This is a genomic window from Antarctobacter sp., from assembly GCF_048262615.1.
GTDB lineage: Bacteria > Pseudomonadota > Alphaproteobacteria > Rhodobacterales > Rhodobacteraceae > Antarctobacter.
This window is the reverse complement of record NZ_JBLXFB010000002.1, coordinates 322,257-344,785: the sequence shown is the minus strand read 5'-3', so window position 1 is coordinate 344,785 and position 22,529 is coordinate 322,257. Positions and strand designations below refer to the sequence as shown.

The following is a 22,529-nucleotide window of genomic DNA, read 5'->3' as shown; positions in this document are numbered from 1 at the left end:
CGCACGTTTGATGCGCTCGTTTTCTTCATTCACTTTCCGGGTCATGCTCGAACCTCTCTTGGTATCGTTTTGAATGGAGTTTGGAAGTATCCCTTAGGGTGCCGCATCGCCGTCTTCAGTGATGTCAAAAATCTTGCGCAACTCGGGTAAGCGAGACGCGCTGACGACGCGGCTGCATCGGCCCTCACACACCTCACAAATGCCTTCGAGACGCGGGCTTCGGGCGGTCCCGACGAGATCGACAAGCAATTCCCAAGGCCGCGTCGGAGCTTTGCAACTCAAGCAATAGAGTTGATCCGGTGCGAGCGGTTTCCTTGCCTCAATCCTCTCACGCAGGATGAAGTCTCGCGCCGCTTGGCCTAGGATCAATGTCGGTCGCTGGTCAGTCAAAGTCGGCAAACCGCGCCGGATCATTGCACGCACGGTGCCCGGTGTGACGCCCAGCGCACGAGCCAATTCACGCACGTCATAAGTCAGCACCGCGCGCAGCCATCGGGGATCAAGACGCTTCGCCATCGGCCCGGTCCTCGAACAGCGCCCGGATGTCTTCGGCCCGCCAGACCGTCGTGCGTGGCCCCAGCTTGCGCGGCTGTGGAAAGCGTCCGTCCTTCACGCCCTGCCACCACGTCGATTTCGACACGGGGATCGGGCCAGTTGGCGCTAGAATTTGGGAAAGCCGGACAAAGCCAGTGCTGGGGAAATCAGAATGGTGCGACATGGTCTTACCTCGTTCGTTAATGTCCCAAGACGATTGGCACAGCGCGAGCGAGGGTTGGGGGAGTGGGCGGACTTCCCGCAGGAATCCCCTAGTACATCAGTCTTTCCAATAGGCGTCGGGTATCAACTCCGCCGCTTGCCGAATCCATTTTCTGACGGTCTTCGCGTCCATCGAAAGACCGGCCCGATCCAGATCCTCCTGAATGTTCTTGATGACCTCAGAACGGTGGTGACGCGGATCGAACCCGTACTGTTCAGAGGCCATGCCAGCAATAAGTTTTAGGAGCGTTTCCCGCTCTTGACTGGAAAAACTCTTCGAAGGTTTCGTCGTCTCGTTGGCATGATCGGCGTCAGGACACCTGAACGTAAGCGCCTCCCTGAACTCTTGGTCCAGTTCCACGCCAAATGTTTCCAACGCCCGCTTCAAGGTCGGGAATGACATCGACATGTAGCCAGACACACCAACCGGATAGAAACGGCGGAACACTTCTCGCCGATCCAGCAAGAATTGCAGCGCCGACCACAGCGGTTCGATTTTCTTCTTGCGCTTTTGCATGTCGTTTAGATGGTCATGTGAATAGGACTTTGGGTCCAGTCCGACAGACAACATCAGGGCTTCATGCAATGTTAGCTTGGGCATTGTTCGCCAATAGGAAAAATCGGCTCTCAATGGAACAGCGCCAAACCCACACGAAATGCTTGATGGTCTAGTTTTCGCTAGCTTCGAAACCTTCTCACAGATTGGCGCAATATCGGGCAGGGAGTTAATCTTTAACGAGCTATATGAAACCTGCCCGTAGGAATCAAAAAAACCGTCAGTCAAGGATTCCAAGGCGCTCCGAACTTCCGCCTCAACCAGTGCAAGCTTCTCCTCGAATACCGCCACCGCGTCCAGATCATTGGGGCCGATGGCTTCGACCAACTGCGGTCGCTGCCATCGCGTGACAGGCTCCAATAGTCGGTTGTACTCTCGCTCAATGATCTCCGTGCGAACCGATTTGTCCAAAAAAGAGCCTCATCAGTTTTCCTAACACCTACTAGCCTGCCCTGAGTTTCTCCAGATAGCCAGCCCACCACTCCGACATGCGGACCCGTTCTTCCCAGTGCAGGCCGCGCGCATAAGCGCGCCTCACCACATTGCCTTCAACATGGGCCAACTGTCTTTCTATTGCGTCCGGGTGCCAGAGGCCGCTTTCGTTGGCCAATGTAGAGAAGGTCGCACGGAAACCGTGGGCGGTCATTTCCTCACCGGAATAGCCGATCCGACGCAGCGCCGCGTTCAAAGTGTTCTCGCTCATGGGGCGCTTGTAGGAGCGCAGGCTTGGGAAAAGGAAAGCGCTCGATCCGGTGAGTTTTCGCAATTCTTCGATCAACTCCAACGCTCGACCCGGCAATGGTACGTCATGCGCGCGCCGCATCTTCATCTGCTCTCCCGGTATGGACCAAACAGCCTTCCCGTTATCGATATCTTCCCATTTCGCATGACGGATTTCGCCCGGACGCTGGGCCAGCAACGCGAGGAGTTGAAGTCCGATACGGGTCGTCCGCTGACCGTGGAACCCATCAATGGCCCTCAGAAGCGCGCCAAAGGCCTCAGGGTCGGTGATAGCCGCGCGCGAAGTGACCTGAGGCCGAATCAAAGCATCTTTCAGGGCATAGGTCGGGTCACTCTCTGCCGCGCCGTTGGCCACTGCATAGCGAAACACTCCGCCGATCTTGGAGCGCAAGCGCTTGGCCGTCTCGTAATTGCCTTTCGCCTCGACCCTGCGAAGTACGGCAAGGATGTCCGAAGCAGTGATTTCCGCAATCGGACGGGTGCCAAATTCAGCCTTCGCCATATCCAGTAGCCATTCCGTCTTGGCCATCGTCGCAGGAGCGCGGCCTTCGCGCCGCGCTTTGTCTATGAACCGGCCCGCGAGATTGGCAAAGGTGTCCTGCGTGACCCTCTGAGCCTCCCGCTTTTCTTTCTGCTTCACCGCACTCGGGTCTATGCCCTGCGCCAATGTCGCGCGCGCCGCGTCCTTGCCCTTCCGCGCGTCTGTGAGGCTCACCGCAGGATAAGCGCCCAGCGCGAGGAGTTTTTCTTTGCCCTCGAAGCGGTACTTCATGCGCCAGAGCTTCGATCCCCCCGGCCTGATATCGAGATACAAGCCCTCAAAATCGGAGACCTTGTAGGGCTTCTCCATGGGTTTGAGGCCGCGAATCTGGGTATCGTTAAGAGGCATGACGGGGGTATCCTATTTCGCGCGTTTTCCGCGATACCCCCAGATCTACCCCCAATTGGGCTGCATTATGCTGGACCAAGTCACACAACTTCGGACCAAAGGAGACCGCAATCCCCTTGTATTACTTGGTTATCTGGATGTCTTTGACTTTCTCTGGACCAGAAAGTGGTGCCGGTGATAGGACTCGAACCTACGACCCCATCATTACGAATGACGTGCTCTACCAGCTGAGCTACACCGGCACTCTTCTTGTGATCGTCGCGATGCCCTGACGACATCTGACGGATCTTGGTGCGCGGGCTATTAGCAAACAGCCCGCGCGAGGGAAAGCGTTATTTCGCGGCGGCCTTCTCGGGGGCTGCGTCGTCGATCACCTCGGCATCCTCCGGCTCGGGTGCCGGGGCTTTGGCCTCGGTGGGGGCAGCTGTGGTTGCGGCCTCGGGGCCGACGTCGATGATCTCGGGCTCCTCAACGACGGCGTCAGTCTTGTCCTCCAGCGCGGTGCCGATGATCAGCGGCAGCATGTTGGCCCCTGCGGGCAGCACCACCTCGGATTGCGGCGGCGTGGTCCAGCTGAGCGTGTCGAAGGCAGAGCAGTTGGAACAGATCGGGGCCCATTCGGCGTGGATGGTGTTGCACTTGTCGCAGACCCATTGCGGGCCGCGCGACGCGGTCAGCGCCTTGGCCAGCCAACCACGGATCACCGCGTCCTTGGCGCCTTCGCCCTTTTCGATTGCCGCCATGATCGCCAGCACACGGGCGTCGGGGTTCTTTTCGACCAGATCGCCAAGCGACCGGCGCGCCTCTGGGAAATCCTCGGCGGCGAGGTTCAGTTCCGCCTTGAGCAGCTTTGTCTCGCGGTGATCGGGCTGGATGCGGGTCAATTGCACGAACCGTTTCACCCGCTCGTCCGGGGTTTCGTCCGGCTCGATCGCGGCAAAGGCGGCGGCAAGGTCTGGGTGCGGATGCGTTTCCCAGGCCTTTTTGATCACCTTCATGGCGTTGCGCTTGCGCCCTTGGTCAATGTAGGCACGCGCGGCCAAAGCGGCAGCGGGGATCAGATCGGGCGAGGCGCGGTTGGCCTCGATCGCGGCCTCGGCGGCCTTGCCGCTGGCCTCTGGATCGTCGATCTCTGTTGCCGAAGACAGCGCCAGAACAGCATCGCGGCGGCGGTAGACATCGCGCGGCAAAGCCCCGTGTTTCAGCTTGGCCGCCAGCGTCTTGCGCGCACCGGCCCAGTCGTGCTTTTCCGCCTGCAATTGCAGCAGCGTATCCTGCACCTCGGCGTGTTTGGGTTTGATGGCAAAGGCGCGTTCGGCCAGTTGCAGCGCGGTGTCCGTGTCGCCGCTGGCCAGCTTTTGCTTCATGATCCCGCGAATGCCGACAAACCGCGTGCTGTCGGTTTTCAGCAGGCGCTTGTAGACCTCTTCAGCCTTGCGGTTGTCACCGACCATTTCCGCCGCCTGCGCGGTGATCAGGTCGGTCAGTTCCGGCTTGTGCAGGTACTTCTCGGCCTTGGTGGCCTTGGCAATCGCCAGCCGCCCCTCGCCCGAGGACAGCGCCATCAGCCCTTCGGCCAGCGCCTGATAGCCTTTGCGCTCGCGGTTGCGGTCAAAATAGCGGCTCAGCGCAGTGTCATCGCCGTTGATGAATTTCAGCGTCGCAATGACCAGACCGAACAGCTTGAAAAGCACCCATACGGCAAAGACAACGACGACGGCGGCCATGACCGATTGCAGGGGGCCAAGGGTGAACTCCATCCCTGCGACGGTGACTTGAATGCCCCCCTGACTTTCCAGCAGATAGCCCGCGCCAAGGGTCAGGGCCGCGACCAGCGCGACGAACACAACGATCTTGATTAGTGACCAAAGCATGGTTCCGACCCTTATTCCTGGTTCAGTGTCTGGGCGAGATCGGCAGCGGCGGCGAGGGCATCGCGCCGCAACCGGGCCATCGCCACCCAGTCCGACATTTCATTCCGTGCGGCCTCTGGCAGCGCCGCGAGTTCGGTCAGCACAGTGTCCAGATCGCCATTGCGCAGCGCCGCCTCGGCGCGCGACAGGACCGCGTCCGGGTCATTGCCTTCGCGTGGGGTGACAGAGCGTGCGCCCAGCTGATTGCGGAAGAACCCCGCAACGCCGCCCGCATCGTCCGCATTGGCACCGCTGGCGCGGGCCACGGCCAGCGCGTCACGCGCGGCGTCTGGAAAGCTGGAGATCAGCGCAGAGGCGGTGGGCAACCCGTCCTGAGCGCCCTCGACCAGCGGTGCCGGCACATCGACGCCGTTTCCTGTCAGCACCGCCAGCGGCTCTGCATAGGGCTGGCCATCGCGGGCGCGGGTGGTCAGGTCGGCCAGGGCCGCACGGCTTGCGGCAAGGGTCGCGCGGCTTTCGGCGCTTTGCTCTGACGCGCGGGCACGGGCGGCCATCGCCTCGATCTCTTTGCGCGCGGCCTCCATCGTGGCCAACTGGTCGGCCTGCGCGGCGGCGATTGCGGCCTTCTGCGCGGTCACATCGGCTTTCAGGGCCTCAAGCTCTCGCTCATAGGCGGCAACCGTCTCTGGCGAAACTGCGTCCACCAGCGGCTGTTTCTCGATCGAGGTCAGCCGGATGTCCAGCGCTGTGGCCTTGTCACTGATGGCTGTCAGTTTGGTCTCGACACTCGCGATGGCGGTCTGGAGGTCGGCAAGACCCCCTTCCAGCGCGGTGACAGAGGTACCAAGCGGGGTCAGATCGATCTTGCCCAGCGCCTCATCCGTCGCTGCGGTCCGCTTGGAAAGCGTGTCGATCTGCTCTGACTGTGACACCAGCGCGGCGCGGGTTTCCGCAAAGAACGGGTCTTCGACCTCTTCGGTGCCGCCCATGAAGGGCAGGTCCGGATAGCTGCCCGCGGCGTAGCCAAGCCCGGCGGCCACGACTCCCCCCAGCAGCATCGGCAGGAACCCGCCTTTGCGCTGAACCACCGTCTCTTTGATCACCTGCGGCGCAGCGGCGGCCATCGCCGGACCGGCACCGACCTCGGGCGCAGCGGCCTCGACCGTCAGCGTGTCCTCAAAGGGTGCTGCGGCCAGCACATCGTCCTCAACGATCACAGGGTCGGTATCCGACGGATCGCCGGTTTCCAGAACCGGATCGGCGACGGTGTCGTCCTCTGCTTGTGACCGAAAGGTGTCTTCGACAACATCTGTCGTCTCAGCCGTCAGTGTGTCTTCGCCCTCGGCACCCGTCAGGGTGTCTTCTGTCTCCGGCGCGTCAGGTGTCAGCGCGTCCGCCTCAGGCAGGCTGTCTTCGGCCGCACCGTTGTCGGCGGGCTTATCCTTCTTCGACTTCGCCACGTGATCTGTTCCCCTCGCATACCAACGGTCCACATAGATCGACCGAATCAATAATCTCCTGCCAGCGCCCGCTTCAGGAGGTCCGAGACAACCTCCCTCATTGCCTCCGACTCGGGCCGCTCAGCCACTTTCAGGTCCCGTTTATGCAGCGGCCTGAGCGCGTTGACCACAGCTTCGCTCATAGCCGCGACAAGAAGAGGCGCTTGTGCGCGTTCTTGCGCCAGCAATTTACCCGTCCGGGGGGAAAAGACCGGCACGACAACGGGCACCGTCCCCAGCAGCGCGGCGCGCGCCTGTTCCGTCAGGGGCTGCGCCGGTTGGTCGTAGATCACCGCCGAATTGCAGCTCACCCCGGCCTGAGACAGGCGTTGCGCCACGTCGCCCCGCGTGTGCCGCCCGTGTAGGTGCAACAGCGGCGCGGGCGTTTCGTGGGTCAACAGCATGGCGACCAGATCATCAGCCGAGCCATCGGCACTGTGCGCCCGCATACCCGCCGCCTCTGCCGCGCGCGCTGTCGCCGCCCCCACTGTGAAAGCAGGCAGATCGCGCCGACCGCCCAGCGCCTGCCAAGCCTCGACACCGTTGGCAGAGGTAAAGATCAGACCCCGCACCGCAGAGGCATCCGGCAGCGGCCCGGTCACATCGACCCGGAAAAGCGGAGAGATCACCGGGTCGAATTGCCGTCCCAGCGCCCTTAACTCCTCGGCAAACCGCCTTGAGGCTGGCTCTGGTCGGGTCAGGAGGAGAACGGGCAGCGGTCCGGGCATCGGGCCTCCGGGATTGTGGCGCGCGCCGGGTGGTGCTACCTGCAAGCGCCATAAGACGCAACGGGAACTCCTGATGTCCGCTCCCCTGATCCTTGGTCTGGAAAGCAGCTGCGACGACAGCGCCGCCGCCCTGCTGCGCGGACGGTCGGTGCTGGCATCCGTCGTGAAGGGACAGTCAGAGTTGCACGCGGATTTCGGCGGCGTCGTGCCAGAAATCGCCGCGCGCGCCCATGCCGAACGTCTGGACCTGTGCGTCGAAGAGGCGCTGGCCGAGGCCGGTGTGACCCTGCGCGACGTCGATGCCATCGCGGTGACGGCAGGGCCGGGGCTGATCGGCGGCGTGCTGTCGGGCGTGATGCTGGCCAAGGGTCTGGCCACCGGGCTGGAGGTGCCGCTGGTGGGCGTGAACCACCTTGCCGGGCACGCGTTGACACCGCGCCTGACCGATGATCTGGCCTATCCTTACCTGATGCTGCTGGTCTCTGGCGGGCATTGCCAGTTCCTGATTGTGCGCGGGGTCGAGGATTTTACCCGCCTTGGCGGCACCATCGACGACGCGCCGGGTGAGGCCTTCGACAAAACCGCGCGCCTGCTGGGTCTGCCGCAACCGGGCGGACCATCGGTCGAGGCCACCGCGCGGGAGGGCACCGAGACACGCTTTCGCTTTCCCCGACCGCTGCTGGACCGGCCCGGATGTGACCTGTCGTTTTCCGGGTTAAAGACCGCGCTCTTGCGGCAGCGGGATCAGTTGATCGCCGAACAGGGGGGGCTGCACCGTCAGGACGTGGCCGACCTCTGCGCCGGGTTTCAGGCCGCGGTGCGCGACGTGCTGGCGCAAAAAGCGCGGCGTGCCATTGCGGTATACATGGATGAGACCCCGGCCGCGCCCGCGCTGGCCGTGGCCGGTGGTGTGGCCGCAAACCTGACATTGCGCGGCGCACTGGAGGCACTCTGCGCCGAGACCGGGCTGCGCTTCACCGCACCGCCCCTGCGGCTGTGCACCGACAACGCGGCGATGATCGCCTATGCGGGCGGCGAATTGCTGGCGGCGGGTGTGACACATGACATGGGGCTGTCCGCCCGTCCGCGCTGGCCATTGGATCGGCTTGCGGCCCCGCTGGTGGGGTCGGGCAAGAAGGGGGCCAAGGCATGAGTGTCGCGGTCCTTGGCGCGGGGGCTTTTGGCACGGCGCTGGCTGTGGCGCTGTCGCGCAATGGGCCGGTCACGCTTTGGGCGCGCGACGCGAGGGCCCTGATGGACACCCGGCAAAGCCCGCGCCTGCCGGGTGTAACCCTGCCCGACGCGATCACGATTACCGGCGATCTGGCTCAGGCAACGGCCTGCGAAACCCTGCTGCTGTCGGTGCCGATGCAGCAACTCTCGGGCCTTTTGGACCGGATCGCCACGCCGATGCAGGGCCGCGCGCTGGTCGCCTGCTGCAAGGGGATCGACCTGACCGAAGGCGTCGGCCCCTCTGCCCTGATCGCGCACCACCAGCCGGACGCCACACCTGCCGTTCTGACCGGCCCCAGCTTTGCCGCCGATATCGCGCGCGGGTTGCCCACGGCTCTGACACTGGCCTGCGGAGACGGGGCCGCCGGGCGCAGCCTGCAAGCGCAGCTCTCGACCCCGGTGCTGCGCCTGTATCGCAGCGACGACATGGTCGGTGCGGAACTGGGCGGGGCGCTGAAAAACGTGATCGCCATCGCCTGCGGGGCCTGCATCGGCGCCGGGCTGGGAGACAGCGCCCGCGCCGCCCTGATGACCCGCGGCTTTGCCGAGATGGTGCGACTGGCCACGGCGCTGGGGGCGCGGGCCGACACCCTGTCGGGCCTGTCGGGCCTTGGCGACCTGACGCTGACCTGCACCTCTGACCTGTCGCGCAACTTTCGCTACGGGCTGGCGCTGGGACGAGGCGAGCCATTCGACCCGACCGTGACCGTCGAGGGGGCCGCCACCGCGCAGGCCGCTGCAAAGCTGGCGCAAGACCACGCGCTCCCCCTGCCCGTCTGCACCGCCGTCTCGGACCTGACCCAAGGCCGCTTGACCGTACGCCAAGCGATGGACACCCTGCTTTCCAGACCCCTCAAGGATGAATGACATGCTGATTGCCCTGATTGCCCACGACAAACCCGGTGCTTTGCAGATCCGCAAAGATACACGCGACGCGCATCTGGAGTATCTCAAGGCCACCAATGTCTCACAGGCCGGGCCGCTGCTGGACGATGAGGGCGGCATGATCGGCTCGCTGATCGTCCTCGACGTAGCGGACATGGCGGCCGCCAAGGAGTGGGCCGCAAATGACCCCTACGCCAAGGCCGGACTGTTTGAGAACGTCACCCTGACCGCGTGGAAAAAGGTGATCTGATGCGCTATTGGCTGTTTAAGTCCGAGCCGTCGACCTGGTCCTGGGACGACCAGCGCGCCAAGGGCGACGCGGGTGAGGAGTGGGACGGCGTGCGCAATTATCAGGCGCGCAACTTCATGCGCGAGATGGAATTGGGCGACCGGGGCTTTTTCTATCACTCGCAAAAGGAAAAGGCGATTGTCGGCACTGTCGAGGTGATCGCCAAGGCCCACCCCGACAGCAGCACCGACGATGACCGCTGGGAATGCGTGGACATCAAGGCGCTGGAAACGGCGCAAACGCCTGTCACGCTTGATGAAATCAAATCCGACCCACGGCTGTCCGAGATGGTGCTGATCAAGAACAGCCGCCTGTCGGTTCAGCCGGTTTCAGCAGAAGAATGGCGCGTGATCTGCGGTCTGGCCGGGCTGCCGCTCTGATCCTTGCTCTGACCCCCGGCTCCCTGGCCCAAGCCCAAGTCCATGCGCCGCTTCAGACCCGTTGAAGAAAACACAGATTTCGCGCACTGTTGCGGGGTTCGCGCGGCGCATCGGACCAGTATCCGCCTCTTGAAACCGTGCCGCAGACCTGTTGTGCAACCGGGATCTGGAGCCACCACACCATGTTGGAAATCGTAAACACACTTGTCGCCGCCGTGGTCGCCTTTGCCGCTGGCGCAGTCTGGTACATGAAGCTTGCGGACCCGTGGATGACGGCCGCAGGCGTGACGCGCGACGCCTCGGGCCAACCGGAGGGTGGGCAGAACCCGATGATCCTTGCCTTTACCTTTGTGATGCAATTGGTCGTTGCCGGGATGATGCGCCATATCCTTGCCTCCAGCGGGATCGACTCTGTCGGTGGCGGGCTGGTTTCGGGGCTTGGGATCGGGTTGTTCTTCATCACGCCGTGGATCGCAATCAACAATGCCAATGCCATGCGGCCCCCGATGCTGACAATCATCGACGGCGGGTATGCGACCGTGGCCTGCGGGCTGATGGGAATCGTGCTGACGCTGTTCTGAACAGCGGGAGGTCGAGAAAAACTAAATGGAGGGTTCCGGCATAGCCAGAACCCTCCGCTCACCCACGTGCTCCCTACGCACCACACGTGTAACGAAATCTACGGTTCCGGCCATTCTGGCCTGTCCCCTGCAACCTACGGATCAGGTCGCCGCAACGCAAATCCATTGTCCCGGCAATTTCGTTCAAATTCCTACGGCCCCTGTTCGGGTCAAGGGCGGGAAATGAAAAAGGCCCCCGTCCGGCGGGGGCCCTGGCAACACGGCGACTGCGTTCAGCCGTAGACCGATTCCTTGCCGAAATGCTTTGTCAGCATGTAGTAGATCACGGCGCGGTACTTGTTGCGCTCTGACTTGCCGTAGGTTTCGACAGCTTTGTTGATGGCCTCCATCAGTTCCGGACCATCGGAAAGGCCTAGTTTCTTGACCAGAAAGTTGTCTTTGACAGTGATCAGTTCCTGCTCCTGCGAGGAGGCGACGGTGGACGCATCCGCGTTATAGATGGCCGGACCGCAGCCGATTGTGACCTTGGTCAAAAGAGCCATGTCCGGGTCCATTCCGCACTTTGTCTTCAGATCTTCGGCATATTTGGCGATCAGTTCGTCGCGTTTTCCCATGTTCACTCCCACTGTCCTGCGCCGTTTGTGTCGGGCGCATTGTTTGCTGATGTCCGGCATTAACCTGCCGTGCGTGTGCATCGTGACCGCACAAGCAGGGCAATGGCAAGGGAAATGGCGGCGATAAGTTCCCCGTGGAGCGGATCAGCCGATGCCCCCAAGCGGCCTGTGCAATCCGCTGGCGTCCCCCGACACCGGACAGATTGGTCACCGGACAGGTCTGGCCAAAGGCTCCGGTATCTTGCGTTTCGCCCCGAAATCGGTGCCTTTTGGGGGCAGGCCCGACCACCGGCGTACCTGACCGGATCTGCGCCCCCCCACGGCAAGGGAGCCAAACATGACCGAACCCCGAACCGTCAGCTTTACCCAGATGAAAGACGGCACCAAAGCGGACTACGAACTTCTCGAAACACTGGAGAAACCCTATCTCGCCCTGACGCCCGACCGGGTGCTGGATGAGTTGCGTCGACAAGGCGATGTGACACTGGAGGGATACCGCATCACCCGGCTGACCCATGGACTGCAATCGGCCACGCGGGCGCAGCGCGACGGCGCTGATATCGACTGGATCGTGGGCACGCTGCTGCACGATGTCGGTGACGGGCTCGCTCCTCAGAACCATGACCGCTTTTCCGCCGAAGTCATCCGGCCTTTCGTGCGATGGGACGTCGCCTGGGTGGTGGAGCACCACGGCATTTTCCAGAGCTATTATTACGGCCATCACTATGGCTGGGACCGGAACGCACGCGACAGGTTCAAGGATCACCCCTGTTTCGAAAGCTGTGCCACCTTTTGCGAACGGTGGGACCAGTCAAGTTTCGACCCCGAGTACGACAGCCTCCCGTTGGCGCATTTTGAACCGCTTGTGCGGCAGGTCTTTGCCAGAAAAGCCTACGACCCCGACGTAATGCGTGAGGGTTTTGTCTCTGCGCTTGCGGGACCGAACTGAAACACTTGCCTTCGTTGAGCACCCGTTAACCGGGCATGGCTAGGGTCGCGACACGTCACGCAACCTTTGGATGCCATGGCCCGTACACTGATCGTTATCGTTTTGACCCTTACGGGTCTGGTGACCTGTCTCTGGCAGGGAAACCGCCTTGCCTACAACACATCCGAACAGGAACTGGCGCTCAGGGCAGAAACCTGGGCGCAGATGTGGGTGCGCCACATTGGCAACGAAAGTGGCCTCATAGACGCACTGATGCAGGGCGAACAGGTCACAGGGGATGAATGGACGCGCATCGCCGCCGGGGTCCACAACGACAACGTTTTCCGATTCAAGCTTTTCGATGCGCAGGGTCAACTGCTGTACGACAGCGACAAGGGGGCGCAGATGGCTGTCGGCGCGCCCGGCGCGCATGTCGACACCTCCCACAACCCGGACTTGGCGACCGTGTTGAGATCGCGGCAACCGCTGACCAAGCTGTTTTCCGGTGTCGGCAGAAACCGTCCCGCAAACTACGCGGAATCCTTTCTGCCGATCGTCAATGGCCCCGATTTGATGGCCGTACTGGAGATTTACACCGATGTCACCTTTGCGGCACAGCAAACGCGCCCGCTGTTTCGCAATCTGGTTCTGTCCGTCGGTCTCTTGATGGTTTCCGGCATGCTGCTCCCCCTGGGGTTCCTTTTGGTGCTCTGGGTCCAATTGGAGAAATCGAACCGCCGGTTGCAGGTCTCACGCCAGCGCGCCGAGGATGCGGAGCGTACAAAGTCCGAATTTCTCGCCAACATGAGCCATGAAATCAGGACACCGATGAACGGCGTGATCGCCATGTCCGAACTGCTGGAGCAAAGCGCGCTTGACGACGAACAGCGCAGCCTGACGCGGACCATCACCCAATCCTCTGTCGCGTTGTTGTCGATCATCAACGACATCCTCGACTTTTCAAAGGTCGAGGCAGGCAAGATGCAGGTCCATGAAGAAAGCTTTGACCTGCTGGCGGTGGTGCACGATGCCGCGACGCTGTTTTCTCCGGTCGCGGCGGCCAAATCCGTAGAGGTGGCCATCGAATGCACCCTCGCACCGCCGTTCTTTGTGGTGTCGGATCCGGCACGCCTGCGGCAATGCCTTCTGAACGTCATCGGCAACGCGGTAAAGTTCACTTTGGCGGGCCATGTCCACGTCTGGATCGGCCAGACCGAAATGGGCGAGGTGTCGATCAAGGTCACAGACACCGGGGTCGGCATCGCCGAGGACATGCTTGATCACGTCTTTGAGGAATTCTCACAGATCGAGGACGGGCGCACTCGGCGGTTCGAGGGCACCGGCCTTGGTCTTGCAATCACCTTGCGACTGACCCGTTTGCTGGGGGGAACTCTGACCGCGCGGTCCCGCAAGGGGGCTGGCTCGGTGTTCGAATTCCGCTTTCCCTTTGCCGCCGCACAGGCACCCCTGCGGGAGAAAACCTATTGGTCGACGGCCACCGAACGGCTTGCCGGGCACCGCGTCTTGGTGGTCGAAGGGTTCGACATCAACCGCCGCGCCCTGCGCACCATGCTGGAGTTCCTTGACGTCAAACCCGTTTTCGCGCGCGACCAAGAAGGCGCAAAAAGCCTGCTGTCCGCATTGGTGCGGCAACGCACGCCGCCGGACCTTTGCCTGATCGACAGCGCGCTGGACGGCAAAGCCCATGAGACCCTGCGCAAAGACCTTGAACACATAACCGGCGAGGGGTGCATGCCTTGCGTCCTGATGGTCGGTGCCGGACAGGAGGTGTCAAGCGATCGGCTGCAATCGCTTGGCTATGCAACGGTCCTGCGCAAACCGCTGGACATGCACGGTCTTGCGGCGGTCCTCAGCGGCGCACTTGGCGCGCCGCTGGACGCCACCCCGTCGTCCGACGATGCCACCGGCGACGCAAACGACAGGCCGCTTGCAGGCAAAACCGTTCTTGTGGCCGAAGACAACGCCACGAACCGGCTGGTCATCCAAAAGCTTCTCGCCGGATCGGGAGCAAAGCTGGAGATGGCCACAAACGGCGAAGAGGCGGTCGAATTCTATCAAAGGCTGCGGCCCGATCTTGTGCTGATGGACGTGTCGATGCCGGTCATGAACGGATATGAATCCACGCGGCACATCCGCGCCCATGAGGCTCAGGCCAATCTTGCCACCTGTCCGATCGTGGCCCTGACCGCCAATGCGCTGCCCGAAGACGAAAACGCCTGCCGTGCGGCAGGCATGTCCGATTTTCTGACCAAACCCGTGCGTCGGGCGGAACTGCTCGACACCTTGGATGGTTGGCTGCTGCCGCAGGAGGCACGGGCGCGGGCGGTTTGACCGTCCGCGCCCCGCCGCCTCAGTAGCGGTAGTGCTCAGGCTTGAACGGACCTTCGGGTTTGACGCCGATATAGCTGGCCTGCTCTTCGGTCAGCGCGCTCAGCTTGACGCCGATGCGGTCCAGATGCAGGCGGGCAACCTTTTCATCCAGATGCTTGGGCAGGATATAGACCTGATTTTTGTAGTTGTCGCCGTTCTTGTACAGTTCGATCTGTGCCAGAACCTGGTTGGTGAACGAGGCCGACATCACGAACGACGGGTGGCCGGTGGCGTTGCCAAGGTTCAGCAGACGGCCTTCGGACAGCAGGATGATCCGCGTGCCATCGGGCATCGTGATCATGTCCACCTGTTCCTTGATGTTGGTCCACTTGTGGTTCTTCAGCGCGGCGACCTGAATCTCATTGTCGAAGTGGCCGATGTTGCCGACGATGGCCATGTCCTTCATCGCGCGCATATGCTCGATGCGGATCACGTCCTTGTTGCCGGTGGTGGTGACAAAGATGTCAGCGGTGGCCACCACGTCTTCGAGCGGGGCAACCTGAAAACCGTCCATCGCCGCCTGCAACGCGCAGATCGGGTCGATCTCGGTCACGATCACGCGCGCGCCAGCACCGGCCAGCGACGCGGCAGAGCCTTTGCCCACATCGCCATACCCGCAGACCACGGCAACCTTGCCGGCCATCATGGTGTCGGTGGCGCGGCGAATGCCGTCGACCAGCGATTCCTTGCAGCCGTACTTGTTGTCGAACTTCGACTTGGTGACGCTGTCGTTCACGTTGATCGCCGGGAACGGCAGCAACCCGTCACGCACCAGTTGATACAGGCGGTTCACGCCGGTGGTGGTTTCCTCGGACACGCCCATGATCTGGTCGCGGACCTTGGTGAACCAGCCGGGGCTGGCGGCCATGCGCTTGGCGATCTGCTTTTTGATGACTTCCTCTTCTTCCGAGGTCGGCACCGCGATCACGTTTTCACCGGCCTCGGCGCGCGCGCCCAGCAGGACATACAGCGTGGCGTCGCCGCCATCGTCAAGGATCATGTTCGGGCCGTCTTCGAACATGAAGGATTTGTCGAGGTAATCCCAATGCTCTTCCAGCGACTGGCCCTTGATCGCAAAGACCGGAACACCGCTTGCCGCGATGGCCGCGGCGGCGTGATCCTGCGTCGAAAAGATGTTGCACGAGGCCCAGCGTACATCAGCGCCCAGCGCCACCAGCGTTTCGATCAGCACGGCGGTCTGGATCGTCATGTGCAGAGAGCCGACAATGCGGGCGCCCTTGAGCGGTTGTTCCGCGCCGTATTCGGCACGCAGGGCCATCAGGCCCGGCATTTCGGTCTCAGCAATGTCGAGCTCTTTGCGCCCGAACTCTGCCAGCGAAATGTCCTTAACAATATAGTCGTTTGTCATGTGGCTATGCTCCTGTGCCGCATATGCGGGATGCGACCCCGTACCAAAGCGGGCTATGATTGACAACAAGTGGGGATGCCATATTGAGAACGCGGTTTGAGGCCGGGGTGAAAGCTGATGGAATTTGAGCATCGCATCTGCGTGAACGCGTATGGATTCTACTGCGTGCCCGAGGCCTACGCGAAACGTGAGATCCCGAAAATCCTTGCGCAAGGTGGGGTTTATGAGCCCAACACCCTGTCCTTGATGGCGCGGCGGGCGCTGGGCGGCGACATTGTGTCCGGTGGCGCGTTTATCGGCGATTTCTTTCCGGCGCTCGCCCGCGCCGTGGCCCCCGGATCGCGTGTTGTCAGTTTTGAGCCTAATCCGCTCAGCTTTGCCGCGGCACAGCGCACAATTGCGCTGAACGGGTTGGGCAACGTCGATCTTGCAGCCGTCGCGGTGGGCGACGCCCCCGGCACCTTGCACCTGCAACTGGCGCGCGAAGGCGGCAGCGCCACGGCGGCCCGCGCCAAGATCGTCGGGACGCCGGATGAGGGTGAGACTGTCCCGGTCGAGGTTGTGACGCTCGACGATCTCTGCCCGGCAGATCGCCATGTCTCGATCCTGCATCTGGATGTTGAAGGCCACGAAAAACCCGCCCTGCTTGGGGCGCGGCGGATGATCGAACAAAACGCCCCGATGATCGTGCTGGAGGCGGACCGCCCGTGGCAACGCGGCATGTATACCGAATTCCTGACCGAACAGTTCCCCGGCCAAGGCTACGTCATGTGCGGCGGCATGGAACGGAACGTCTTTTTCATCGCCCAAGGTTGAGACAGAGCATGGCCCGCACACCCCGCGCATGGCAACGGATGCTGTCCGGTCGCAGGCTGGACCTGCTGGACCCGACGCCCGTCGATATCGAGATCGAGGACATCGCCCACGGTCTGGCCTTTGTGGCGCGCTGGAACGGTCAGACACGGGGCGACTATGCCTATTCCGTCGCCGAACATTCGCTGCTGGTTGAGGTGATCTTTGGCAGGCTTTGCCCACAGGCGCGCCCGGCGGAGCGTCTGACCGCGCTGTTGCATGATGCGCCGGAATACGTGATTGGCGACATGATTTCCCCGGTGAAGGCGGCGGTGGGGCCCGGCTATGAAGAGTTGGACAAACGGTTGACGGCGGCGATCCACATCCGTTTCGGACTGCCTGCGGTGACACCCCAGCGGTTGAAAAAGCAGATCAAGAAAGCTGATCGCATCAGCGCATGGATGGAGGCCACGCAGATCGCCGGCTTTACCCGCAGCGAGGCCGACAAGTTCTTTGGCGCGCCGGATCTGGACATGATCGCCGATCTGGGAATCCACCTGCGCCCCCCGGTGGAGGTGCGAAAGGAATTCACCGCGCGCCACGCGTTGCTTTTGCAGGAGATGCCATGATGCGGATCACTGTACGGACCGCCGGGCCGCTGGACTGTCGCCCGATGGTGGAACTGCTGAACGAGATCATCGCAGAGGGCGGGACAACGGCGATCACCCGTCCGCTCACCGCAGAGGACTTGCGCGAATGGATGGCGCGCGCGCAGGACCGCGCCGCGTGGCATCTGGCCGAGGATGAGGCGGGCACGATCATGGGGTTTCAATGGATCGAACCGGCGGGGTATCTGCCGCCAGAGGCCGCGGAAATCGCCACTTTCGCAGGACAGGGGCACACCGGCCTTGGCATCGGATCGGCGCTGTTTCGCGCAACGGAAGAGGCCGCGCGGGCGCTGGGCTACCAGTGGATCAATGCCAATATCCGCACCGACAATGCCGGTGGTCTGGCCTACTACCAGAGCCGGGGGTTCGAGGATTATGGCCGCAAGACCGGCGTGCCGATGGAAAGCGGGCAAATCGTCGACAAGGTGCTGAAACGCTACGATCTCTGAGACCGGCCAAAACCGACCAATAAACGGGCCGAAACAGGTGTCCGGCGCAATCCCATGCTCATCCCGTCGGACTGTCAGTTGCCGACATCCAGTCCTTTCGGCTCTGGATAGTCGATCATCAGATCGGTTCCGCTGGCCATGATGCAGCTTCGCGCATCGGCATTGGTGATCAGGACGGTAAAACGACCGCTGTCATCAGACCCCCAGAGTTCCAGCATTGTTGTCTTTGTCGTCAAACCTATCAGGATCTGGCGTTCGCCAAAGCGTTCATCAAGGCGCGCCACGACGGTGTCACGGTCGGCACAGAAAATCGCTGACTGCGCGACGGCAACAGGCGGCGCCAAGGCTGCGGCGCCCATGACAAGGGATGCGGTAAACAAACGTTTGAACATGTTCTCTCCTTTCGCTGGAGAGAGCACCACTGGCCCTCTCACCAGCATTCCATATCCTGTGACTTGGATATGGGGAGAGAACGGCCCGCGCGCCAACAAACGGGCCAGCACTTTTGCGTGTCGTGCCCGTCAGTGTCGGGGGACGGTCAGCGCGGAGAGCGTTTCGCCAGAATGCGCTGTAGCGTCCTGCGGTGCATGTTCAGACGCCGCGCCGTTTCCGACACGTTGCGATCACACAACTCATACACCCGCTGGATGTGCTCCCACCGCACGCGATCCGCGCTCATGGGATTTTCCGGCGGCGGCGGCAGGTCGTCGCCCTTGGCCAGCAGCGCGTTGGTGATGTCATTCGCGTCGGCGGGTTTCGACAGATAGTCCGTCGCGCCGATCTTGACCGCGGCCACGGCTGTGGCAATCGCGCCATAGCCGGTCAGGACAACCACCCGGCAATCCGGACGCTTGTCGCGCAGCACCTCGACCACGTCGAGCCCGTTGCCGTCCTCAAGCCGCAGGTCACACACCGCGTAGGCGGGCGGGCGGGCGGTGGCGATGGCGGTGCCTGCGGCAACCGATCCGGCCAGTTCCACCTCAAAGCCACGCTTTTCCATGGCCTTGGCCAGTCGCCTCAAGAACGGTTCGTCGTCATCAACCAGGAGAAGAGACCTGTCATCCCCAAGTTCTTCGATGCTGCGTTCCGCCAAGAGCTTTCCTCCTCACCGCCGGTGCGTGAGGTCGAGTATTAGCCGCGTAAACCTTGCTGGTCAAACGCATCTATTGCCGTCAAGAGGCGTCGATGTAGCAGGCCACCCGATTGGCCATTTCCTCAGGCGTCACTTCGCGGCGGAAGAAGTCGGCAAAGCCCGCCTCCGGCAGCACCAGATATGTGAAAGTCGAGTGGTCGACGAGGTAATATTCGGGGTCCCCGTCTTCCTGTTTGCGGTAGTAGGTGCGGTAGGCCTGGCTGGCCGCTTTGACCTGTTCGGGCGAGCCTGTCAGCCCGATCATGCGGTCATGCATCAATTCCGCGTACTCGCCCACAACCTCGGGTGTGTCGCGGTCGGGGTCGATCGAGATAAAGACCGGCGTCACGTCATAGCCGCGTTCCGTCAGCACATCCACGGCCTCGGCGTTGCGCGCTGTGTCGAACGGGCAGACATCGGGGCAAAAAGTGTAGCCAAAATACACCAGGCTCGGCGTTTTGATCACGTCTTTGTCGGTGACTGTCTCACCGGACTTGTTCACCAGAGTGAACGGCCCGCCAATTTGTTCGGCACCCCCGGCAATGCGGCTGGTGCGACATTGCGCATAGGGATCACCCGAGGCACCGCGCTGAGTGGCATACCAGATGCCGCCACTGACGGCGACAAGTGCTGCGAAGGCGGCGATTGCGGCAAGACGCTGCATGACTTTCTCTCTCCGGAATGTTTTAGCTTTAGCTATCGTGTGGGTGGCGGGACACAAGAGGGACGAAAGGGCGCAGATGGCGCAAGGCGACCTTGGATTGATCGGCGATGAGCAGCGCAGCAACTGGATTCGTCTCCGGACGATGATCCTTTTGCGCTGGTTTGCGGTGATTGGCCAGTTGACCGCCATCACAATCGCGCAACGCCTGTACAACCTGCAATTGGAACTGGGCCTGTGTTATCTTGCGGTGGGCGTCTCGATTGTCGGCAACCTGATCGCGATCTCGGTCTTTCCGGAAAACAAGCGGCTCAGCGAGACCGAGAACTTCATGATGGTGATGTTCGACCTGCTCCAGCTGTGTTTCCTGCTGTATTTGACAGGCGGGTTGCACAATCCGTTTTCCCTGCTGGTTCTGGGTCCGGTGACAGTCTCGGCAGCGGTGCTCAGCCTGCGGTCGACCTTTCTGCTTGGGTTGACCGCCTTCCTGCTGGTCTCGGGCATGGTGTACTATCACCTGCCGCTGCGGACAGAGCAGGGATTCATCCTGCGAATTCCGGATATTTTTGTGTATGGTCAATGGGTTGCAATCACGATCGCACTGGTCTTCATTTCTGTCTACTCGCGCCGCATCAGCCGCGAGATGAATTCGATGTCCGACGCGCTGGCGGCGACCCAGATGGCGCTGGCCCGCGCGCAGAAACTCAACGATCTGGGCGGCGTGGTGGCGGCGGCGGCGCATGAACTGGGCACCCCGCTGGCGACGATCAAACTGGCCTCGTCGGAACTGGCCGAGGAACTGGACGGCCACCCCGACCTGCGCGACGATGCCCTGCTGATCCGCGAACAGGCCGACCGCTGCCGCGATATCCTGCGCAGCATGGGCCGCGCCGGAAAGGACGATCTACACATGCGGCAGGCGCCGCTGGTCGAGGTGATCCGCGAGGCCGCCGAGCCACATCAGGATCGCGGCAAGGACGTCCTGATAGAGGACGGCCCCGGCCCCGGAGGCGAATACACCCAGCCGCAGATCCTGCGCCGTCCCGAAGTGATCCACGGGTTGCGCAATCTGATCCAGAACGCCGTCGACTTTGCCCGCACGCGGGTCTGGGTCGAGGCGATGTGGACCGATGACGTGGTGTCGATCCGTATCATCGACGACGGTCGCGGCTTTCCGCAACATCTGATCGGCCGCATCGGCGACCCCTTCGTGCGCCGCCGCCGCAGCGAAAGCGAAAAACGCGCACGGCCGGAGTATGAGGGCATGGGGCTTGGATTGTTTATCGCCAAGACGCTGCTGGAACGGACGGGGGCAGAGCTTAGCTTTGCCAACGGGACGGACCCCTACACGACCTCCGGCGACCAGACGGAGCGCCGTGGCGCTATTGTCGAAGTGGCCTGGCCGCGCGGTAAAATCGTGGCTGAAGCGACGAAACCCGGCAATCCATTGGGAGACAACCGACCAATTGAAATATGAACGTGAATTTTTCGTAAACGTTGCTTGGTTAACTTCAAATTAACCAAAGCACACTCAGAGTTTTCCCAAGTGATTGGAAACAGGGGACGAGGAAGAGCGTTGGAGGATTATCTCATTCTGGCAATCGGGGCCGGCGCCGCTGCCGCATTCCTCGTTGTTGTCTTGATCTTTCTCGCTCTGCGGCCGAAACGATCATCGCGACTGCACGTCGGAATTCCCGAAACGGTGTTGCTTTTCCGCAATGGCGAAGTTGTCGATCACACTCCGGATGCGGCCGAACTGTTCAACCGAACCATCCTGACCGGCATGGGCTGGGATGAGGTGCGTGAGGCGCTGTCGGCCGGTTTTCCGGACCTTCCCGCGAACGTGCCCGACCAACTTGTGACATGGTCCTCTCCCAGCGTTCCAAACGCCGAGCTTTTGGCGGAACCGTCGGGATCGCGCCTGCATCTGCGGCTGCGCTGCACGCCCGAAGGGGCCGCAAACCTGTTCCGCGCCCGGTGCCAAACGGACGAACACAGTCGGCTGGTCGATCTGTCGCGCAATGCGCCTGACGCTCTTTGGCACACGGACATGAACGGGAACCTGTTGTGGAACAACGACGCCTACGACGAATTGTGTCAGGATGCCGGAAAATCGGCAGAGGATTCCAGCCCGATTGATCTGAAACTGCCGGCGACGCGCGTGGAACGGACAACCCGCGTCAGCGTCAAGCCGGATGGACAGCCACAGCGCTGGTTCGAGGTGGTTTCGCGGCCTGTGCACGACGGCTGGATGCATTACGCCACCAGCATCGACAGTCTGGTGAATGCCGAGATGGCGCAGCGGAATTTTGTCCAGACCCTGACCAAGACCTTTGCCCATCTGCCCATCGGGCTTGCCGTCTTTGATCGCGACCGCCAGCTTGTGCTGTTCAACCCGGCTTTGGTCGATCTGACCCACCTGCCGGTGGATTTCCTGTCGGCCAAGCCTAACCTGCTCAGCTTTTTCGATCACATGCGCGAAAACCGCATGATGCCGGAACCCAAGAACTACGCATCGTGGCGCGACAAGCTGTATGACGTTGTCTCTGCCGCGCGCGAAGACCGCTATTGCGAGACATGGAACTTGCCGTCAGGCCTGACCTACAAGATCACCGGGCGGCCGCATCCCGACGGCGCTGTCGCGTTTCTGATCGAGGATATCAGCGCCGAAATCTCTCTCACACGCCGCTTCCGCTCGGAATTGGAGCTGACCCAGTCCGTGCTCGACTGCTTCGAAGATGCCGTTGCGGTGTTTTCCCGCCTTGGCGTCCTGACCTTTTCAAACGCGGCGTACCGGGCAAAATGGGAATGTGACCCGGACAGCGCCTTTACCGAAATTACCATCGTCGATGCCACCAATGACTGGCAGCAGGCCTGCGACGCCAGCCCGATCTGGCCGGATCTGCGCGAGTTTGTACTGACGCTCCGCGACAGGCAGGGATTTGAGGCGGATCTGGTCCGCAAGACGGGTGAAACGATGCGCTGCGTCGTGCAGCCGGTGGCCGCCGGTGCAACCCTTGTCCGGTTCTCTACTGTGGCTGCGATTTCAGAACGACAACTGCCGCACCCAAAAGAACGGCGCGCCGTCGGCTGAAGCCGCTTGCAGCGCCGCGC

24 protein-coding genes and 1 tRNA gene are annotated in these 22,529 nt (G+C 62.0%); 12 read left to right on the top strand and 13 right to left on the bottom strand.

Going from position 1 to position 22,529, the window contains the following annotated elements:
- Positions 1-93: 93 nt before the first annotated feature.
- From ACN0S5_RS03685 to ACN0S5_RS03650, 8 genes are all read right to left on the bottom strand, one after another.
- Entirely contained in the window at positions 94-516 is a 423-nt protein-coding gene (locus ACN0S5_RS03685; RefSeq protein WP_417206057.1) for a hypothetical protein, read from the bottom strand.
- The gene (locus ACN0S5_RS03680; RefSeq protein ID WP_417206055.1) at positions 500-718 is read right to left on the bottom strand and encodes a helix-turn-helix transcriptional regulator; all 219 of its coding nucleotides are present in this window, start codon (positions 716-718) and stop codon (positions 500-502) included. Before ACN0S5_RS03680 ends, ACN0S5_RS03685 begins: the two co-directional genes overlap by 17 nt.
- 96 nt (positions 719-814) lie before the next feature.
- Positions 815-1,723 (bottom strand): hypothetical protein, encoded by a 909-nt coding sequence (locus ACN0S5_RS03675; protein WP_417206054.1) that lies wholly within the window; start codon positions 1,721-1,723, stop codon positions 815-817.
- A gap of 31 nt (positions 1,724-1,754) precedes the next feature.
- The gene (locus tag ACN0S5_RS03670; RefSeq protein ID WP_417206052.1) at positions 1,755-2,942 is read right to left on the bottom strand and encodes a tyrosine-type recombinase/integrase; all 1,188 of its coding nucleotides are present in this window, start codon (positions 2,940-2,942) and stop codon (positions 1,755-1,757) included.
- Positions 2,943-3,108: 166 nt separating this feature from the next.
- Positions 3,109-3,184 (bottom strand) — tRNA-Thr (locus ACN0S5_RS03665).
- A gap of 90 nt (positions 3,185-3,274) precedes the next feature.
- Positions 3,275-4,816, bottom strand: coding sequence for a heme biosynthesis protein HemY (locus ACN0S5_RS03660; protein WP_417206050.1), 1,542 nt, complete (start codon positions 4,814-4,816; stop codon positions 3,275-3,277).
- An 11-nt stretch (positions 4,817-4,827) separates the two neighbouring features.
- Positions 4,828-6,276, bottom strand: coding sequence for a COG4223 family protein (locus tag ACN0S5_RS03655; RefSeq protein WP_417206048.1), 1,449 nt, complete (start codon positions 6,274-6,276; stop codon positions 4,828-4,830).
- Positions 6,277-6,323: 47 nt separating this feature from the next.
- Complete coding sequence (locus ACN0S5_RS03650) at positions 6,324-7,043, bottom strand: uroporphyrinogen-III synthase (protein WP_417206046.1); 720 nt, start codon at positions 7,041-7,043, stop codon at positions 6,324-6,326.
- Positions 7,044-7,116: 73 nt separating this feature from the next.
- Between ACN0S5_RS03650 and tsaD the strand changes: the two genes are divergently transcribed.
- From tsaD to ACN0S5_RS03625, 5 genes are all read left to right on the top strand, one after another.
- Entirely contained in the window at positions 7,117-8,196 is a 1,080-nt protein-coding gene (tsaD, locus tag ACN0S5_RS03645) for a tRNA (adenosine(37)-N6)-threonylcarbamoyltransferase complex transferase subunit TsaD (protein WP_417206044.1), read from the top strand.
- On the top strand, positions 8,193-9,143 hold the full coding sequence (locus ACN0S5_RS03640) for an NAD(P)H-dependent glycerol-3-phosphate dehydrogenase (RefSeq protein ID WP_417206042.1): 951 nt from the start codon (positions 8,193-8,195) through the stop codon (positions 9,141-9,143). The genes tsaD and ACN0S5_RS03640 overlap by 4 nt, the downstream gene beginning before the upstream one ends.
- Position 9,144: 1 nt before the next feature.
- A complete protein-coding gene (locus tag ACN0S5_RS03635) occupies positions 9,145-9,411 on the top strand; it encodes a YciI family protein (RefSeq protein ID WP_417206040.1) in 267 nt (88 codons plus the stop codon).
- Positions 9,411-9,830 carry an EVE domain-containing protein gene (locus tag ACN0S5_RS03630; protein WP_417206038.1) on the top strand — a complete coding sequence of 140 codons (420 nt, stop codon included), beginning with the start codon at positions 9,411-9,413 and terminating at the stop codon, positions 9,828-9,830. The genes ACN0S5_RS03635 and ACN0S5_RS03630 overlap by 1 nt, the downstream gene beginning before the upstream one ends.
- Before the next feature lie 185 nt (positions 9,831-10,015).
- Positions 10,016-10,411: a DUF1761 domain-containing protein gene (locus ACN0S5_RS03625; protein ID WP_417206071.1), complete on the top strand. Its 396-nt coding sequence runs from the start codon at positions 10,016-10,018 to the stop codon at positions 10,409-10,411.
- 272 nt (positions 10,412-10,683) lie between these two features.
- Here ACN0S5_RS03625 and ACN0S5_RS03620 read toward each other — a convergent pair whose 3' ends face one another.
- Entirely contained in the window at positions 10,684-11,025 is a 342-nt protein-coding gene (locus ACN0S5_RS03620) for a DUF2853 family protein (protein ID WP_417206036.1), read from the bottom strand.
- Positions 11,026-11,362: 337 nt separating this feature from the next.
- Between ACN0S5_RS03620 and ACN0S5_RS03615 the strand changes: the two genes are divergently transcribed.
- Both ACN0S5_RS03615 and ACN0S5_RS03610 read left to right on the top strand, forming a co-directional pair.
- Positions 11,363-11,974, top strand: coding sequence for an HD domain-containing protein (locus ACN0S5_RS03615; protein WP_417206035.1), 612 nt, complete (start codon positions 11,363-11,365; stop codon positions 11,972-11,974).
- Between the two features lie 75 nt (positions 11,975-12,049).
- Positions 12,050-14,305, top strand: a complete 2,256-nt coding sequence (locus ACN0S5_RS03610) for a response regulator (RefSeq protein ID WP_417206033.1) — start codon at positions 12,050-12,052, stop codon at positions 14,303-14,305.
- 19 nt (positions 14,306-14,324) lie between these two features.
- Here ACN0S5_RS03610 and ahcY read toward each other — a convergent pair whose 3' ends face one another.
- On the bottom strand, positions 14,325-15,713 hold the full coding sequence (ahcY, locus tag ACN0S5_RS03605; RefSeq protein ID WP_417206031.1) for an adenosylhomocysteinase: 1,389 nt from the start codon (positions 15,711-15,713) through the stop codon (positions 14,325-14,327).
- A 117-nt stretch (positions 15,714-15,830) separates the two neighbouring features.
- Between ahcY and ACN0S5_RS03600 the strand changes: the two genes are divergently transcribed.
- Genes ACN0S5_RS03600 through ACN0S5_RS03590 form a run of 3 tightly spaced genes read left to right on the top strand, consistent with a single transcriptional unit; the run spans position 15,831 to position 17,622 of the window.
- Positions 15,831-16,529, top strand: coding sequence for an FkbM family methyltransferase (locus ACN0S5_RS03600; protein WP_417206029.1), 699 nt, complete (start codon positions 15,831-15,833; stop codon positions 16,527-16,529).
- Between the two features lie 8 nt (positions 16,530-16,537).
- Positions 16,538-17,134, top strand: a complete 597-nt coding sequence (locus tag ACN0S5_RS03595) for a hypothetical protein (protein WP_417206028.1) — start codon at positions 16,538-16,540, stop codon at positions 17,132-17,134.
- A complete protein-coding gene (locus ACN0S5_RS03590) occupies positions 17,131-17,622 on the top strand; it encodes a GNAT family N-acetyltransferase (RefSeq protein ID WP_417206026.1) in 492 nt (163 codons plus the stop codon). Before ACN0S5_RS03595 ends, ACN0S5_RS03590 begins: the two co-directional genes overlap by 4 nt.
- A 74-nt stretch (positions 17,623-17,696) precedes the next feature.
- Here ACN0S5_RS03590 and ACN0S5_RS03585 read toward each other — a convergent pair whose 3' ends face one another.
- The 3 genes from ACN0S5_RS03585 to ACN0S5_RS03575 form a co-directional block, all read right to left on the bottom strand.
- Positions 17,697-18,014, bottom strand: coding sequence for a hypothetical protein (locus ACN0S5_RS03585; protein WP_417206024.1), 318 nt, complete (start codon positions 18,012-18,014; stop codon positions 17,697-17,699).
- A gap of 146 nt (positions 18,015-18,160) precedes the next feature.
- The gene (locus ACN0S5_RS03580) at positions 18,161-18,715 is read right to left on the bottom strand and encodes an ActR/PrrA/RegA family redox response regulator transcription factor (RefSeq protein ID WP_323767895.1); all 555 of its coding nucleotides are present in this window, start codon (positions 18,713-18,715) and stop codon (positions 18,161-18,163) included.
- A 79-nt stretch (positions 18,716-18,794) separates the two neighbouring features.
- Positions 18,795-19,418: an SCO family protein gene (locus ACN0S5_RS03575; RefSeq protein ID WP_417206022.1), complete on the bottom strand. Its 624-nt coding sequence runs from the start codon at positions 19,416-19,418 to the stop codon at positions 18,795-18,797.
- Positions 19,419-19,494: 76 nt separating this feature from the next.
- Between ACN0S5_RS03575 and regB the strand changes: the two genes are divergently transcribed.
- Positions 19,495-20,892: a sensor histidine kinase RegB gene (gene regB / locus ACN0S5_RS03570; protein WP_417206020.1), complete on the top strand. Its 1,398-nt coding sequence runs from the start codon at positions 19,495-19,497 to the stop codon at positions 20,890-20,892.
- Positions 20,893-20,991: 99 nt separating this feature from the next.
- On the top strand, positions 20,992-22,509 hold the full coding sequence (locus ACN0S5_RS03565) for a PAS-domain containing protein (RefSeq protein WP_417206018.1): 1,518 nt from the start codon (positions 20,992-20,994) through the stop codon (positions 22,507-22,509).
- Positions 22,510-22,529: the final 20 nt, after the last annotated feature.